Genomic DNA, 15620 nt, shown 5'->3' with positions numbered 1-15620 from the left:
ATGCCCAAAAAATCAAGTTACAGCTCTATGCTTCGATCACAAGCTCCCCTTCTCCAGCAGGAATCTCAAAACCATTTAAAAACCGGGTTAGTATCTCCTCAGTAATCGGAAATGCGGCATTGGCGTCAAAACGTTCACTCCGGATAAGCAGTCTCTGACGCAATTCATCCGGCTGAACCTTTAAGTGAATCAGTTCCCACACGCCACCATAACTCTCAATGAGCTGCTTGTAATCGTTCCGTCTCTGACGTTGCCAGAAGCTGAAATCGATAACAACATGATGTTTTGCCTGAAGCAGATTCACCAGCTCCCCCCGCAGCTTTATCTCCGACTCTTCCTTATAGGACTCATAATTGTCCTCTGGATAATCCACCCCGAAACGGCCGTGCGTGGCCCAAATATCTTCATCTATCGAAAGTCTGGCGAATCCCTCTTTCTCCAGCTTTTTAGCAAAGGTTGTTTTACCCGACCCCGCTACACCGCACATCATCACTACGCTGGAAGCAACACTCGTACGCTTTTGCTGAAGCAATTTTTCAATAACCAACTTTTCGCTCAGCATTATAAATGCATCTCCCTTCCAATTGATGGTATACTCATCGTTACAAAATACTTTCTCAAGGGATTGTGATAAAGATATGGTGAAATCAGTCCAGCAGACCTCCTAAAATGAAAAATGAAATAATTTTAGGAGGTCATAATAAATGATTTTTAACCCGATTGTCATTGATAACTGGAGTAGAAAACCCTATTTTGAACATTATTTAAACAATGTCAGATGCACCTACAGCATGACTGTAAATATTGATATCACCCTTCTACTGTCAGAGCTTAAGCATAAGGGAATTAAGCTGTACCCAGCACTAATCCACATGATAACTACGGTGGTGAACCGTCATAGTGAATTCCGCACATGTTTTGATTCTGAAGGTAGATTAGGTTATTGGGATAGCTTGTCCCCTAGTTTTACAATTTTCCATGATGATGATAAGACTTTCTCAAGCATCTGGACTTCGTACGGTGAACAGTTTAATGATTTCTATAACCGTTATCTCGATGATATGAAAATGTACGGAAGCGTGAAACAATTTATCGCTAAAGCAAACGAACCGCCGAACACCTTCCCTATTTCCAGCATTCCGTGGGTCAGCTTCACAAGCTTTAACCTGAACGTGTATAACGAAGGAACCTACCTACTTCCCATCTTTACGATAGGGAAATATTTTCAGCAAGACAAAAAAATACTATTACCCATCTCGGGGCAATTCCACCATGCCGTGTGCGACGGTTACCATGCCAGCATGCTGTATAATGAATTACAATCACGTGCAGATACCTATAAGGAATGGTTACCTATTACCTAATATCTAATTAACCATGTTATTCTGCTGACAGCGAACGATAGTTCAAACATAAAGGGTTCCACCTATTAGGTTTTCCTAATGACGTGGAAACCTTTTTTCATGTAATCATCCTTTTTCCAAAATATGAGCTTTATCAGCTGACCATTGTCCATGCTGCCAGAGTATTTTTAGTACCATTACATTCCCTGGAGAAGGAGCCACTGCACTGTAGAATGTGAGACCAGGAACTAACTGTGCAAGTAAATTCCTGATAACACCCCCATGCGTCACTACCAATACTCTATTCGATGTAACCTCACTTTTTTTCTCCTTGATAGCACAGCATCCAAATGCAGCCACAGCAGCTTGACCTAGGTCCAACAGGAAACTACGCAACCGAGCATCGAATGCTGTCCACGATTCTCCTTCTGGCGGTGTAACCTTTGAAGGATCATCAATCCAACGTCTATATAGAGAGTTATCTTTCAGTTGCTCATAAGTGCAGCCTTCCCAAGCTCCGAAGTTCATTTCACGAAGCCGCTGATCATAAACAGCGTCCTGCTCTAGTGAAGGTGCTACGAAAGCCAAGGTCTCCCGACACCTTAGCAAATCGGAACAGAACACACGCCAAAAACCACCTGATAACTCAGTCTGCATGCAGATCTGCTGCTGAGGTTGGGATAGCCGCTCACTTGCTTCAGGAAGCAATGGAAGATCCGTATGTCCCAGGTAACGATGCTCAACATTCCATTTCGTCTGCCCGTGTCGGATAAGCACTAGCTCAAGCTCTATAGAGGGAATTGCCATACCGACGCTCAGCCTCCAATCCATATCCATGCCACAACCGCGCATAGACCTACAAATATTGAAGAGCAGAGCATCATCATCCGCGAGGTCTGGATGATATCATCCGGTTCCATCGTACGTACCGGATCACCCATATAAGCCCGAAAAGAAGCGACGCCATGATACACATTTTCGCCTCCGAGTCGGATGCCGAGTGCGCCAGCCACAGCTGATTCTGGATAACCGCTGTTAGGGCTTGGATGTAGATGTGCATCCCGCTTCACCATTTGCAGGCATCTGCGCCAATCCAGACGAAGCATCCCTGCACATAGAGCCAAAAGCAATGCCGTAATCCGTGCCGGGATGAAGTTAGCCACATCATCGAGCCGGGCAGAGGCCCAGCCGAGATCACGGTATTTATCGTTCTTATAACCGACCATTGAATCGAGTGTATTGACCGCCCGATAAGCCATAGCAAGCGGTGCACCGCCAATCAGCGCGTAGAAAAGTGGAGAAATAATCGCATCGACGATGTTTTCTGCTACGGTCTCCACCGTTCCACGGACAATTTCCGGGGCGTCTAGCAAAGTCGTATCACGTCCCACGATCATCCCCAACGCCTTGCGGGCAGCAGGGATATCGCCCTTCTGCAATTCCACGTACACCGCCATTCCTGCATCCTTTAGTCCCTTGGAGGCAATCGTGGTTGAAATCAACCAAACCTCGGCTATCCAGACGAGCCACGGTGAGATAGATGACAGCAGCCATAGCAGGATGGCTGTCAGTGCCCAAGCACCGCCCGCCACACATAGCGGAAGTAACACCCCTGCTCTGCACAGGCTTTGCGGGCGGGACCATAAACGACGGATCGCCCGCTCCAGAGCCGTGATTGCTTTGCCCATACCAATTACGGGATGAGGCAGGTTACGCGGATCACCTACGATCCGGTCAATCACATAAGCTGCAAGCAACACCAAAGCGATTGTCACAAGCAATCACCTCTGAACAAGCTTCTACTTCTCCAGCTATCCATTCTCATTAGCCGTCCTTCCTTGCCTGCACCGACAGCAGGCTGCCCGTCACAGCGCTATATACAAGCCGGCCGATAGCGCCTCCAAGATCGGTTGCTGTGCCGGCATATACATGCTCGGCGCTGTATCGCCCGCTTTGGCTCACAGCGAGTACAATAGCATCCGTAGTCGTGCCGGTTGCGATCAGGCCATTCTCGGGATCGGTAATCCCGAGATCTGCCAGCGCAGCAGCTTTGGCTTCGACAGCTGTCTGCACAGCATTGACCATGGCCGCCGGTGTCAGGCGGCCATCAATGCAGAGCATGATGTTAATCGTACCCGGCCGATACACAGCCAGCACATTGCGTTCCACACCTGCGCGCGCAGCATTTCCTGCGGCGGCTGTAACGCAAACAAAAATCCCCGCTGAACCCGTGTCCTCTTCAGCTACCGCTGCATGCTCTAGCGGCACAGCCGTCATCAGACCAGCACAGCCGGATAAAGGATAACCCCAATCGTGCAGCTTATTCTCCATATCCTGGACAGGATCACTACATTCGTAATTGCGATCTACATATAAATTGACGGCTCGCTGCAGCCGGTTCATTCCTCCGCCGTAGAACGCGCTCGATAAACCATCGGCTTCTGCTGGCAGCTCCAGCAGAAGATGCTTATCCTTCCATTGCAGAGCAAGCCCTGGCCAGACGGCCGGACGATACTCCCTGATTCCCCCTGTAAGATTAAATGGAATCTTCACTTCCACCATAGCCGATCCCGCTCCTTTCACCGCTCATTTCTTTCATTAAATACTTACAACCATCCGCGAAAGGATGCCCCGCCAATCGCACTGTCAGCTCGCTCCGCACATAGAGTCATTAAAGACTACATCCACCTGTCACTTAGTCGCTAGAATCTCCGCCATCTGCAGCAAAAGGCGGGCATTATCCTCATGTCCCTTAACGGCAACTCGAATATGCTCAGCTCCTAACCCTGCATACATAGCGCAGCTGCGCACTAGTATACCTACGCGGCCAAGCCTAGTCTGAAACTCAGCCGCGCTCCACGGTGATGGCAAGCCACAGAGCAGAAAGTTGGCTTCTCCCGGTGGGACATCGCAGCCCAGCTGCATAAGACCCTGCCGCAGTTTTTCGCGTTCTGCTGCAATAAGCTCACGCGTGCGCTGTTCATAGTCACGTCCACTTGTAAGGCAGGCTTCCCCTGCCAGCAGCGCCAAGCCGTTCACACTCCAGGTGACCTGCTTTCCGCTCATCGCCTTCGCCAGCTTCGGATGTGAAATCGCAAACCCGAGACGCAAGCCGGGAATCGCATAAAACTTCGTCATCGACCGCACCAGAACCGTATGCGGAAACCGCTCCAGCTCCGGCAGGAGTGTATTTCGCTCTGACTCCGGGATAAAGTCAATAAAAGCTTCATCCACAGCCAAATAAGTCCCGCAGCATTCAGCCTTCTGCGCTAACAAGCGCAGTTCCTCCACAGCATACTGAACGCCATTGGGATTATTCGGCTGTCCGAGAAATAACAGTTCCACCTGTTCCAACAGCCCGGCAATCTCCTCCACTCCAGCGCGAAAATGCTGTTCCCTTGTCCCCTGAACCGATAATACTTCAGCGCCAAATTGTACGGAAAGCTGCCGATACTCAGAGAAACAAGGCTCCACGATGCCAACCTTTTGTGGAGCTATCGCCAGCAGTAGCAAAGCCATAGATTCCGCTGCTCCGTTGCCCACGGTTAACCAGTTATTATCTACGCCAAGATTTTCCGCCAGTAGGCGTTTAAAGCGTCGGTGTCCAGGGTCCGGATATGCCACCACCGTTGACAGTGCTGTTCTGAGCAGCTCCAAAACTTGCGGTGGGGGACCGAGCGGATTGATGTTGGCACTATAGTCGAGAAATGTGCCTCCAGCTTCCCCATAGAGCTCCGCTGCCGTCAGCAAATCACCGCCATGGCCATATTTTTCAAGCATAATTACACTCCCTCTATCTACTTTCTCTAGCACGATATGTATGTCATTGCCACCATTATTGCCTCTTTGCCGGAAGAACGTCAATGCTTTCGCAGAAGGAATCAGCTAAATCTCCCGCTTCCCTCAAACCGACATGAATCTCAACAATGTGATCTCTTTTGTTAAAAAACCGCTTTTGGTTTAGAATGAAAGTTGTAATCAATTTTGCTGCGACGGAGGAATTCACTATGCTTTTTATTGATAACACAGGGATTACTGACGCATCCATCAATTTGGCGATTGAGGAATATGCGCTGAAGCACTTGCCGATGGACGAGAGTTACCTGCTTTTTTATATCAACAGCCCATCCATCATCATAGGGAAACACCAGAATACTATCGAAGAAATTAACCAAGAGTATGTAAAAGATAATAATATTCAGGTCGTACGTCGTCTATCCGGCGGTGGAGCTGTTTATCACGATCTTGGAAATTTGAACTTCAGCTTTATTACCAAGGATGACGGCCAATCCTTTCATAACTTTTTGAAATTTACCCAACCGGTCATCGATTACCTGCAAAGCATGGGTGTTAACGCCGAGCTAAGCGGACGGAATGATCTGCAAGTTGGTGAGCAAAAGATTTCCGGTAACGCTCAGTTCTCCACACGCGGACGTATGTTCAGCCATGGTACCTTGATGTTCAATCTTAATTTAGATGATGTACAAGCCTCTCTAAAAGTGAATCCAGAGAAGTTTAAATCAAAGAGCACCAAATCCGTACGCAGCCGTGTAGCGAATATCAAAGAGCTGCTGGGTACGGATATGACGATCGAGGAGTTCCGCGCCGGCCTGCTGCGTTCGATCTTTGGTATGGATCCTTCGGAGGTTCCTCAGTACAAGCTGCAACAAGCCGACTGGGACAAAATTAATGAGATCTCCAAGGAGCACTACCAGAACTGGGACTGGAACTACGGTCTGTCACCAAAAAGCAACGTTAAACACACGCGCAAATTCCCTGCCGGAATTATTGATATTCGGATGGATATTGAAGATTCCCTCATTAAAGACATCAAAATCTATGGTGACTTCTTCGGAGTCGGTGACGTAGTAGATGTTGAAAATGCACTTCGTGGCAAACGTTATGACGAGGCTGAGGTTAGAGAAGCATTAGCTGATCTCGATTTGAAGCATTATTTCGGTCGTATTGAGCCGGAGGATTTTATCGGATTGGTCTTCCTAGAGGAATAGGATGAATTCACTGGTCATGATTTGAATCAAAAAGAGGACTCCTGCGCATTCGCCAGAAGTCCTCTTTTGCATGAATTAATACTCTTCGCTTTATCCTTTTACAGCAGATCCAACTGTCATAGCCCGTTCTACCTGCTCACTAAAGAACAAATAGACAATAACCATTGGCAGACTCGCCATCGTCATAACCGCCCCCATGCCACCCCAGTCTGTGCTGTATTGGCCTTGGAAGAACAATAGACCCAGCGGCAGTGTTTTCATCCCCTCATCAGAGATCAGAATATAAGCCAGCAAAAATTCATTCCAGTTGTTCAGGAATTGAAAAATGGCTACTGTTGCGACAGCTGGCGTTACAACCGGCACAATAATCTGCAGAAACATCCGGTATACATTCGCGCCGTCCATACAAGCGGATTCCTCCAGCTCCCCAGGAATACCCTTCATAAAGCCGTAGAATACCAGACAAGAGAACGGCAATCCAATGGCGACATAAGGAACAATCAGCCCACCGTAGGTATTAGTCAGATGTAAGTCCCGCACGAGTATAGCAAGTGGAATCATAATTACCTGCAGCGGCATGAACATTCCGATCGTCATATACAATCTGACCCCTTCACGGAATCTCCACCGCAGCCGGGAAATTGCGAATGAGAACATCAGCGATAATATGATAATAAGTAGCGTTGAAATCGTAGAGACTACCAAGCTATTCGTAAAATATCGCGGTATATTGAACTGTGACCAAGCGGCCACATAGTTTTCAATCCGGAAATTAGTCGGAAATCCGAAAGGGTTGGTGACAAAAATCTCGTCATTATTTTTCAGAGAATAAGAAATCATCCATAATAGCGGATAGATGGAAATGATAAAATAAATCCATAAGGGAAGCTGTATGAGCAATGCTCTCACTTTTTTCATAACGTTCCTTTTCCTTTCCGGCGTACTGCCTTATGCTTCATTTCGGTCAAATGTCTTGTTGATAATAATGGTGGCCAGAAGCGACAGAAGGACAAGCACAACCGATACCGCACAGGCATAGCCGTAGTTGCTTTCCAAGAAAGCATAACGATAAATCATAAAGGTAAGCGTATAGTTGCTCGTTCCCGGTCCGCCGTTAGTCATAATCAACATTTGTACAAAAGCACCGATTCCTGAAGTAATGGCAATGATCAGACAGAATTTGAACGTCTCCTTCATCATTGGAATCGTCACCTTACGATGCGCCATCCATTTGGAGCAACCGTCAATCGTGGCAGCTTCCATGTACTGCTCAGGGACAGATTTAACCCCCGCATATAAAAGACTGAACTGGTAACCCATGAACTGCCAGGCATTAACAAAGGCAATCGCAATTATGGATGTGGTTGGAGAAGTGAGCCAGTTTTGTTGATAAGGAATATGCAAAATTTCAAAAAGCCTATTGATCAATCCGTTATTCGGATCGTAGATGGCAATCCATAGCTGACAAACAACCGTAACCGACAGAACTACGGGGATAAAATAAGCTGTTTTCAATAACTTACGCCCTTTGATTCGCGGATCGGCACAGGCAAGCGCAAGAATGGTTCCCAATCCGATCTGAAATACAGCGAGCACCAGTGCAAAAATAAGGCCGTTACGAAGGGATGTCAAAAGCAATGGATCATCAAACATCTCTACATAGTTGGACAATCCGTTAAAAGTAGCCGTACTGAGCCCGTCCCACTCGAAAAAGCTACGATAAAAGGATTGAAGCACCGGATAGATAATCACTACGCTATAAATCAACAGAGCGGGAAGCAGAAACAGCATTATGGCTTTCTTATTACCTAAGTATTTATGCATGCGGTAAGATTCCACTCCTTCCTTGCCAAGCTGCTCACCCGATATAAGGGCTCGATCCGGGTGAGCTGCAGGGCATGGACCAATTTTTATTTATTTTATTTCTCTAATTATTTATTTTCTTTGTTCAGCACTCGGTTCATGTTATCCGTGAACTGCTTAGCCGAGAATCCTTCGATCAACATATTTTGTGTATTGTCGTCCAGTGCATTTTTAATTTGAACACTGCTTACCGCATTGGCGTAACCCTTCACGTTTGGCAGCACTTCTTCAGCGATTCTTTTCATCATGGCAGGCACTTCACCGGTCATTTCTTTATCCACTTTAGTCGCTACGATCGGGCTACCCAGCTGTGTATATTTGTATTCGCTATATTTTTGTGCGATAAAACTAGCTACTTTCACTGCGGTCTCAACATTCTTGCTGCTAGGAGAAACGGCAAAGCCACCAGGACCTCCTGCACCGTTAATGTACATTTTGTTGTTCTCATAAGTCGCTTCGTCCTTAGCTGGCCAGTACATCCAATCCACTTTATCCCCAAGCTTCTCAGCACTGCTGTAGATTTCCCACTGACCGTTGACGAACATGCCAGCTTTTCCTTGGTAGAACAAAGATGAAGCTTGATCATAATTGGTATTCGTAGCATTGACGTCGAACAAGCCTGCTTCTTCCAGCTTCTTCATTTGTTCTGCTGCTGTTACATAAGGCGAAGGCAATGTTGTCGTTCCCTTCGTTTCGAGTGGGCCAAACCCTTTCGTCTCCTCACGAGTCACAAGTCCGCTATAAAAAGAAGTAGTGATCCATTTCTCCTTCGCGAAAATTGAGAGCGGTGTATACCCTGCTGTAGAAAGCTTCTTAGCCGCTTCAGCCAGCTGATCGATCGTCTTGATCGGCATCTCGATGCCTACCTCTTTAAAGATATCCTTGTTGTAAAACAACATTTGGAATTCAATTCCCGTATATGGGAATGCGTATACATGACCGTCTGGGGCAATTAGACGGGACTCATTCCCTGTGTTTAGATTCGCTTTGAAATCTTTGGTGGCTTGGTAGTCATCAAGCAGCTCGACATTTTTAGATTTGGCGAAGGTTTGCAGCGTAGGCCAGTCTGTTTCATAAATATCCGGCATGTTCCCAGTCGCGGCATATGTTTTCAGCTTCTGGTAGCCGTCTTGAACAGCCTCATCCAGTACAATCTCCACCTCCGGCATTTCCTTTTTTAATTCCTCTACGGCATAATCAAATGGCTTTGAAGTATCTTCGTCAAAATGCTGTGCATAAATTTTTATTTGAATTTTCTTATCGGTGTTCCCAGCGGTCGTATTGGAATCTTCAGAGGTTGAACCACCGTTTCCGGCATTGTTACCACCACAGGCTGTAAGTGAGAAAGCTAAGGATAAAACGGTTGCAACCCCCAGTGTTCTGAATAGCTTGTTGCTCATAATGAATCCCCTTTCTGATGCTCTATTTAGTGGAGCTAGTTGAAACCGCTATTTGTTAGCGTTTTCATCGTCCTGTTTCTATTATATTTGAGCCTTGAAGACCCAAAAAGAGCCATATCGGGCACAATCGGTAATAAACAGGACAAAATGAAAGCGGCCTCACCAGAGAGCCGCCACCAAATTTGTTTATTAAATTTCATTATTAACGCCAATATGGCGGGAACGGGCAGCCAGCTGCTCAAATTCAGACGGCGGCATGCCATAGTGTTTTTTAAAGCATTTACTGAAATAATTCGGATCATTATAGCCCACTTTACCGGCGATTTCAGACAGTCTCACATTTCCTCCAGCAAGCAGTTCCTTGGCCTGCTTCATACGAGTATAGGTAATGAAATCAAGTACAGAGATTCCACCTTCTTTTCGAAAAACCTTCCGTAAATAGCTGGTATCTACATATACGCCATTCGCTACCTGGTCAACCGTCAGCTCACAATCGGAATAATGCTCCCGGATGTACTCTTTGGCGGCAATGAATAAATTGTACGACTTAGAGGGGCGGTGCTCACGACCTTGATCAATGACTTTACTGTACAAGCCTTTTATCCAGCTTTCGGTCTCATCCCAGTTATCCATCTCCCGTAGCCGCTGCTCTGATGAACCTGCTGGTTTCCAGAGACTTTCCGGATTGATCCCTCTTTCTCCAGCATAGGCAAGGCAAAGAGATACTATACTCATTAAAAGAGTAAAGGAATAGCTGCCTCCCCCTTTCTGGCGTCGTAGAATCTCAATTAATTTGCTTATGTCCTTCGCCGCTGCATCGCCATCCCCCATCTTTAACGCCATCAGCATGGCATCCTGAATTCCAAGATGAGTGATTTCTTTGGATGGAAAGGAGAACTCCTCTATCCCTTCAGAGGAATTCTGCTCGTCCATTTGGAGTGGAAAGAGCTTACTAGAAGCCGTCCCTTCTGCAATTATTTCCGGCTTACCAGCTTTGCGTGCACCTATTTTATGTGACTGAAGGCGCTGCTTCACCTTGATCATCATCTCGTTAAACTCTTGCTGGTTAAACGGTTTCAATAAATAATCTTGTACACCTAAGCGAATCGCTTTTTGCGCATAATCAAATTCATTGTGCCCTGTTACAAAAACAATCAGCATATCAGGAGCATTGGCCTGTAACCGGGTAACCAGCTCCATACCGTCCATATAGGGCATGCTAATGTCCACTAAAGCCAAATCAGGTTTCGTCCGTTCCGCTTCTTCCAGCGCTTCTCTGCCATTTGACGCTTCACCACAGACACTGAAATCATATTTACTCCAATCCAGCTTGGTCCGCATATAATAACGAAACAGCGGCTCGTCATCTACAACCATCACTTTATACATCTATGCTGCCCCCCTGCACTTCCGTTCCGGGAATCGTCATTTTCATAACAGTACCCTTTCCCAGTCTACTTTCCACCGATAGGCCATATGGTTCTCCAAAATACAGCTTAATCCGTTCATGAACGCTGTAAATGCCAATGGATGCCGGTTTTCCTTCTCGTGAGCGGTATTCTACAATCCGGGACACCTGCTCCTCGGACATGCCAACACCGTTATCCTCCACGGTAATGATAACTTCTCTTCCGTGTGTATAAGCCTCTATTGAGATAAGCCCCTGACTACCCTTTGTTTTTAATCCATGGTAGATTGCATTCTCTATGAGTGGCTGTAGGGACAATTTGGGTACCTTAACTCCTTCGAGAGATTTCGGGATATTAATCTCGTAACGTAATACGTCGGGGTTGCGAACCTGCATAATAGCCAAATAATCAGCTGCATTTGATACTTCCTCGGACAGTGGAATAACCTCGTTTCCTTTGCTAAGAACAACCCGATAGAAGTCTGCCAGTGCCTTGGTCGTATCCCGAGCTGCTTCATTAAGCTCCAAATCGTTGAGTACATAAATCGTATCCAGTGTGTTGTACAGAAAATGTGGTTTAATCTGGGCATGAATCAGAGCTAGTTCATATTCACGTTTCCGGCCTTGTTCGTTCGTAATCGTCCGCATCAGCTCCTGGATACGACCAACCATGGAATTGAATACGGTGGAGATCAACCCCGTCTCATCCTCTGTAGTCACTGGTGAGGTGACATTCAGATCGCCTTCCCTTACTTTACGCATCGCCTTCGTCACCTGAAGAAGCGGATTTACGATAATCTGTGACAGCTTTCCTGCAAGCAGCAGAGACAGTAACAGGCATCCAATTCCCACGAATATAGTTAACGTTATATTGCGATGAATATCAGCGGTTAACTTTTGCAGCGAAATGGTATTCACAAGCTTCCAATTCAGCTTATCATAATACGTCACTGTGACCAGCTCTCGCCCGCTCCCCCTGCCGATAATTTCCGAGACAGAGCTTCCCGTCTTCCTAAGACTGCCGTTCAGTCTGTCCTCAGGCTTCAGTAGAAGCTTTGATTTATCAGGTGTAGACACGGTCCTTTGCGTTCCGTCTACTATAAAATATTTCTTGTCCGAAGAGGTTTCTCTAGCGGTTTCCAGAAAAGCAGAGAGAGCATCTTCTTTTACGTTCACAAATAATGTACCTATTAGGTTGCCCGTTTTAAGATTGTACACGACTTTACTTAGTGTGAGCACCGGAACTGCCGGATCACTAACCAGATAATCTCTCTGCTCCATGGGAAGCCAACGGTTAACTCCGTAGCTGCCTTTTTCTTTAGCCTTCTCCAGCATATCGCTGGTGAATACCTTCTGCTCGTTAGGATTACCGTAGGCGTAAGAGGAATAAATCTGGCCTTCCGTATCCACAAACACAGCAGAATCGACATCCGGAAAAATAATCAGATCGATAGAAAGCTGGCTCTGCATTAAATTGCGAAACCGCGTCTGCTCCACTGTCGAGGATAACAACGGACGTTCAGCATACATCCGATGGATGTCGGTAGTTATAATGTTAGCACTACTCTCCGTATTTTTTACAATCGTATCTATTTGCTGCATGATGAGCTTGGATTCATCTTTAAAATTGTACTTAGCCTTTTCGATCATCGAACGGCTGAACATCTGCCCTGAGAGCAAGCCTAAAGCAAGCAATGGAAAAATGATCAACGGTATAAAAATAAGGATAATTTTATTACGAATCTGCAATCTTCCAAACCACTTCACTAAGGAATCCCCCCGCATAACAGCCGCCTCCTGTGTGTTCTAGCGGTAATTCATTATGTGCTTCATATCCGTAAATCTCAAGGAGAAAGTATAAATACATATACAACTAGGGCTAGTGTCAGCAGGATAAAAACATTCTCTACAGCTCCACCTTTTTTCGTGCCTGTACTCATTAGCTTTAGACGCAGCTTAAATGGAATGGGCGGCAGGGGCGTAATTCCCCTTTGGGTGAGAGAGTCGGCTAATAGATGAAGCGCATAAGACATGCCACCTGCTATCCATAGACTGCCACCATCCTGTATACCCGATGAAGCAAAATACAATAAAGTGCTCCAGCCTGCAACAGCATATAAGGTATGAGTCAATCCACGATGCGGGACAAGTGATGTAACTACGAGTATACAAGCTACTATGTAGTTCCAAGGGTCATATGCCCCTCCGTATGCAAATACCGCAGTAGCGATTAGTACCATCACCAGATGCCGCAGCTTTCTTCCCGGCAGGAAAGTCACACTCCCCACAAGTAGGGCCAGTACAATATTCCAAGGGCTTTCAACGATTCCTGCAAAATAAAGATAAATCGCTGCTCCTATCAAAGCAACCTGTAGTACCCTGAGCAGAAAGTCAGGAATCGCCTTGCGTACCAGTAACGAATTCGGTTCATCAATGTCTGGCAGGAGCGAGCTTAATGCGGCGACAGCAATAACCGGGATTGTAATCTCATGGGCCATCAAACTCATAACAGATAGGGTAACCCCGGTGCTGATAATTAAATGGGATCTGCCCATCATAGTGAAACCGCTCCTTTCTAAGATGCAAAAACAAGAACAAATGTGCGGTTATCGAAGTATATCAAGACCCGGTTTTTTTGTCTACATAAAACGCTGAAATCGCTTAGTATATAAGCCTTTACGCGATTTCTATCTTGTCCTCCCCATGAATATACGATACAATTTGGACAACTTGACCTTGTCGTCTACATAGAGACGGCAGCTGCTGAAGAAAGGATGACCTAAGTAGTGAAGCGTTCCCGTATAGCCGATTTTAGCCTGCTATTGGTGGCGATGATGTGGGGATGTACCTTTCTGATTGTACAAAATGCTGTCAAGGTGTTGCCACCGCTCGCGTTTAATAGTATCCGCTTTATGGGCGCTGCCCTGTTGCTGGCTCTAATCACAGTTATTTTTTACCGCAAGGATTGGAAACAGCTTAGTTTCCGCATGGTACGCGATTCTCTGCTGCTTGGCCTTTTTTTGTTTATGGGCTATGGCTTTCAGACGATGGGACTTCTATATACAACAACCTCTAATACCGGCTTTATTACCGGGCTATCGGTTGTCCTAGTTCCCTTTCTGTCTCTTGCCCTATTGAAGCATGCGATTTCACGATACACTTGGTTCAGTGCGGCACTCGCCGCAATCGGGCTTTATCTGTTGACCTTCACGGGCTCTGCATTATCCTTGAATAAAGGCGATGCCTTGATTCTTCTGTGTGCCATAGCTTTTGCGTTACAGGTAGCCTATACTGGCGTTTATGCACCTCATTATCCGGCGTTGCCGCTAGCTACTCTGCAGCTTGCTTTCGTTGGGCTGTTCAGTATTGCTGCCTCGCTTATTTTTGAAGGGGCAACACCGCTCGCCCACAGCAGGGAGCTGATTAAGGACCCAGATGTGCTTTGGGCTCTGCTGATCTCCATCGGGCCAACCAGCGCTTTTGCCTTCTGGATTCAAACCGCCTGTCAGAAATATACTACCCCATCACGGGTAGCCATTATTTATGCCACAGAACCGGTATTTGCCGTTCTGACGGGTTTAGCCTTTGGCGGGGAAACACTCGGGTTGTCCGCTCTGCTCGGTTGTGGTTGTATTCTGGGGGCTATGCTTATGGCAGAGCTGAGCCCGGAACCGGGTCAGAATCAACATAAGAAGAGTTATTTTTCCAAATTACATCTATTTAGAAAGAGATAAGGAGAGAGACAAATGTACAAATTGATCGCGATTGATATTGATGACACTCTGATTAATGATGACAAGGAAGTAACACCTGCTACCCAAACTGCGCTTGAAGAGGCTGTTGCCGCAGGTGTTGTTGTAACCCTTGCTACAGGCCGTGCTTACGCTTCCGCTCAAGCCATTGCCCGTCAAACTGGACTAAACGTACCTATCATTACTTACCAGGGTGCACTCGTTAAGAACTTGCTCGATGAAAAAGTACTGTATGAGCGTTACGTCCCGCAAGATGCAGTCCGCAAGCTGTTCACTTACTGCGTGGAGCATAATCTGCATCTGCAAACTTACATTGACGACAAGCTATATGCCCGTGAAGACAACCAAAAGATCAAAGACTATACGGACTTGAATAAAACGCAATATTTTATTGAGCCTGACTGGGAAAAGCTTGTTCCGCAAAAAACACCAAAAATGCTAATTATCGATGATCCTGATTTCTTGGATGAGCTGGCTCCAATCCTGCATGAATTGCTTGGCGATTCCGTGCATATTACCAAATCCAAACCACACTTCCTGGAAATCATGCATCATGAAGGAACCAAGGGCATTGCACTTGAATTCCTAGCCAAACATTACGGCTGTGATCTTTCCGAGACCATCGCTGTAGGTGATTCTTGGAACGACCATGAGATGCTGGAAGCTGCCGGACTTGGCGTCGCTATGGAGAATGCTATTCCTGCTCTGAAAGAAATTGCTGATTTCGTGACCTTAAGCAACAATGACGATGGCGTGAAATATGCGATTGATAAATTCATTCTTAATAAAGTGAACTAAACTTCCTTAAGCAAAAGGGTGCAGCAACGCCATATTTCATGACGTTG

15 protein-coding genes are annotated in these 15620 nt (G+C 46.3%); 4 read left to right on the top strand and 11 right to left on the bottom strand.

Annotation, left to right across the window (positions count from 1 at the left end; translation table 11 throughout):
- Window positions 1-25: 25 nt before the first annotated feature.
- Window positions 26-562: an ATP-binding protein gene (locus MHH46_RS06205; RefSeq protein ID WP_076194756.1), complete on the bottom strand. Its 537-nt coding sequence runs from the start codon at window positions 560-562 to the stop codon at window positions 26-28.
- A 142-nt stretch (window positions 563-704) separates the two neighbouring features.
- On the opposite strand from MHH46_RS06205, the gene catA reads away from it, so the two are divergent.
- Window positions 705-1364, top strand: coding sequence for a type A chloramphenicol O-acetyltransferase (catA, locus tag MHH46_RS06200; protein WP_076185747.1), 660 nt, complete (start codon window positions 705-707; stop codon window positions 1362-1364).
- A gap of 105 nt (window positions 1365-1469) precedes the next feature.
- Here catA and MHH46_RS06195 read toward each other — a convergent pair whose 3' ends face one another.
- From MHH46_RS06195 to MHH46_RS06180, 4 genes are all read right to left on the bottom strand, one after another.
- Window positions 1470-2150: a histidine phosphatase family protein gene (locus tag MHH46_RS06195; protein WP_076194754.1), complete on the bottom strand. Its 681-nt coding sequence runs from the start codon at window positions 2148-2150 to the stop codon at window positions 1470-1472.
- An 8-nt stretch (window positions 2151-2158) separates the two neighbouring features.
- Window positions 2159-3118: an adenosylcobinamide-phosphate synthase CbiB gene (gene cbiB, locus MHH46_RS06190; RefSeq protein ID WP_076194752.1), complete on the bottom strand. Its 960-nt coding sequence runs from the start codon at window positions 3116-3118 to the stop codon at window positions 2159-2161.
- Between the two features lie 49 nt (window positions 3119-3167).
- A complete protein-coding gene (locus tag MHH46_RS06185; RefSeq protein ID WP_076194750.1) occupies window positions 3168-3905 on the bottom strand; it encodes an adenosylcobinamide amidohydrolase in 738 nt (245 codons plus the stop codon).
- A gap of 129 nt (window positions 3906-4034) precedes the next feature.
- On the bottom strand, window positions 4035-5123 hold the full coding sequence (locus MHH46_RS06180; RefSeq protein WP_076194748.1) for a histidinol-phosphate transaminase: 1089 nt from the start codon (window positions 5121-5123) through the stop codon (window positions 4035-4037).
- Window positions 5124-5350: 227 nt separating this feature from the next.
- Between MHH46_RS06180 and MHH46_RS06175 the strand changes: the two genes are divergently transcribed.
- Window positions 5351-6352 (top strand): lipoate--protein ligase, encoded by a 1002-nt coding sequence (locus MHH46_RS06175; RefSeq protein WP_076128152.1) that lies wholly within the window; start codon window positions 5351-5353, stop codon window positions 6350-6352.
- Between the two features lie 90 nt (window positions 6353-6442).
- On the opposite strand, the gene MHH46_RS06170 is transcribed toward MHH46_RS06175, so the two are convergent.
- The 6 genes from MHH46_RS06170 to MHH46_RS06145 form a co-directional block, all read right to left on the bottom strand.
- Window positions 6443-7270, bottom strand: a complete 828-nt coding sequence (locus MHH46_RS06170) for a carbohydrate ABC transporter permease (protein ID WP_036681776.1) — start codon at window positions 7268-7270, stop codon at window positions 6443-6445.
- 30 nt (window positions 7271-7300) lie between these two features.
- Window positions 7301-8176 carry a carbohydrate ABC transporter permease gene (locus MHH46_RS06165; protein WP_038569153.1) on the bottom strand — a complete coding sequence of 292 codons (876 nt, stop codon included), beginning with the start codon at window positions 8174-8176 and terminating at the stop codon, window positions 7301-7303.
- Window positions 8177-8283: 107 nt separating this feature from the next.
- The gene (locus MHH46_RS06160; RefSeq protein WP_076194746.1) at window positions 8284-9615 is read right to left on the bottom strand and encodes an ABC transporter substrate-binding protein; all 1332 of its coding nucleotides are present in this window, start codon (window positions 9613-9615) and stop codon (window positions 8284-8286) included.
- A gap of 189 nt (window positions 9616-9804) precedes the next feature.
- Complete coding sequence (locus MHH46_RS06155) at window positions 9805-11004, bottom strand: response regulator (RefSeq protein ID WP_076128155.1); 1200 nt, start codon at window positions 11002-11004, stop codon at window positions 9805-9807.
- On the bottom strand, window positions 10997-12808 hold the full coding sequence (locus MHH46_RS06150) for a sensor histidine kinase (protein ID WP_076185762.1): 1812 nt from the start codon (window positions 12806-12808) through the stop codon (window positions 10997-10999). The genes MHH46_RS06155 and MHH46_RS06150 overlap by 8 nt, the downstream gene beginning before the upstream one ends.
- 59 nt (window positions 12809-12867) lie before the next feature.
- On the bottom strand, window positions 12868-13581 hold the full coding sequence (locus MHH46_RS06145; protein ID WP_076128159.1) for a metal-dependent hydrolase: 714 nt from the start codon (window positions 13579-13581) through the stop codon (window positions 12868-12870).
- 228 nt (window positions 13582-13809) lie between these two features.
- Between MHH46_RS06145 and MHH46_RS06140 the strand changes: the two genes are divergently transcribed.
- Entirely contained in the window at window positions 13810-14757 is a 948-nt protein-coding gene (locus MHH46_RS06140; protein WP_076194744.1) for a DMT family transporter, read from the top strand.
- 12 nt (window positions 14758-14769) lie between these two features.
- Window positions 14770-15573, top strand: coding sequence for a Cof-type HAD-IIB family hydrolase (locus MHH46_RS06135; RefSeq protein ID WP_036681768.1), 804 nt, complete (start codon window positions 14770-14772; stop codon window positions 15571-15573).
- The last annotated feature ends 47 nt before the right edge of the window (window positions 15574-15620 follow it).

It is taken from the genome of Paenibacillus sp. FSL H8-0175, from assembly GCF_045040615.1.
Classification (GTDB): domain Bacteria; phylum Bacillota; class Bacilli; order Paenibacillales; family Paenibacillaceae; genus Paenibacillus_AQ; species Paenibacillus_AQ odorifer.
The sequence above is the reverse complement of the archived record's forward strand: the minus strand, read 5'-3'. Positions and strand labels throughout refer to the sequence as shown.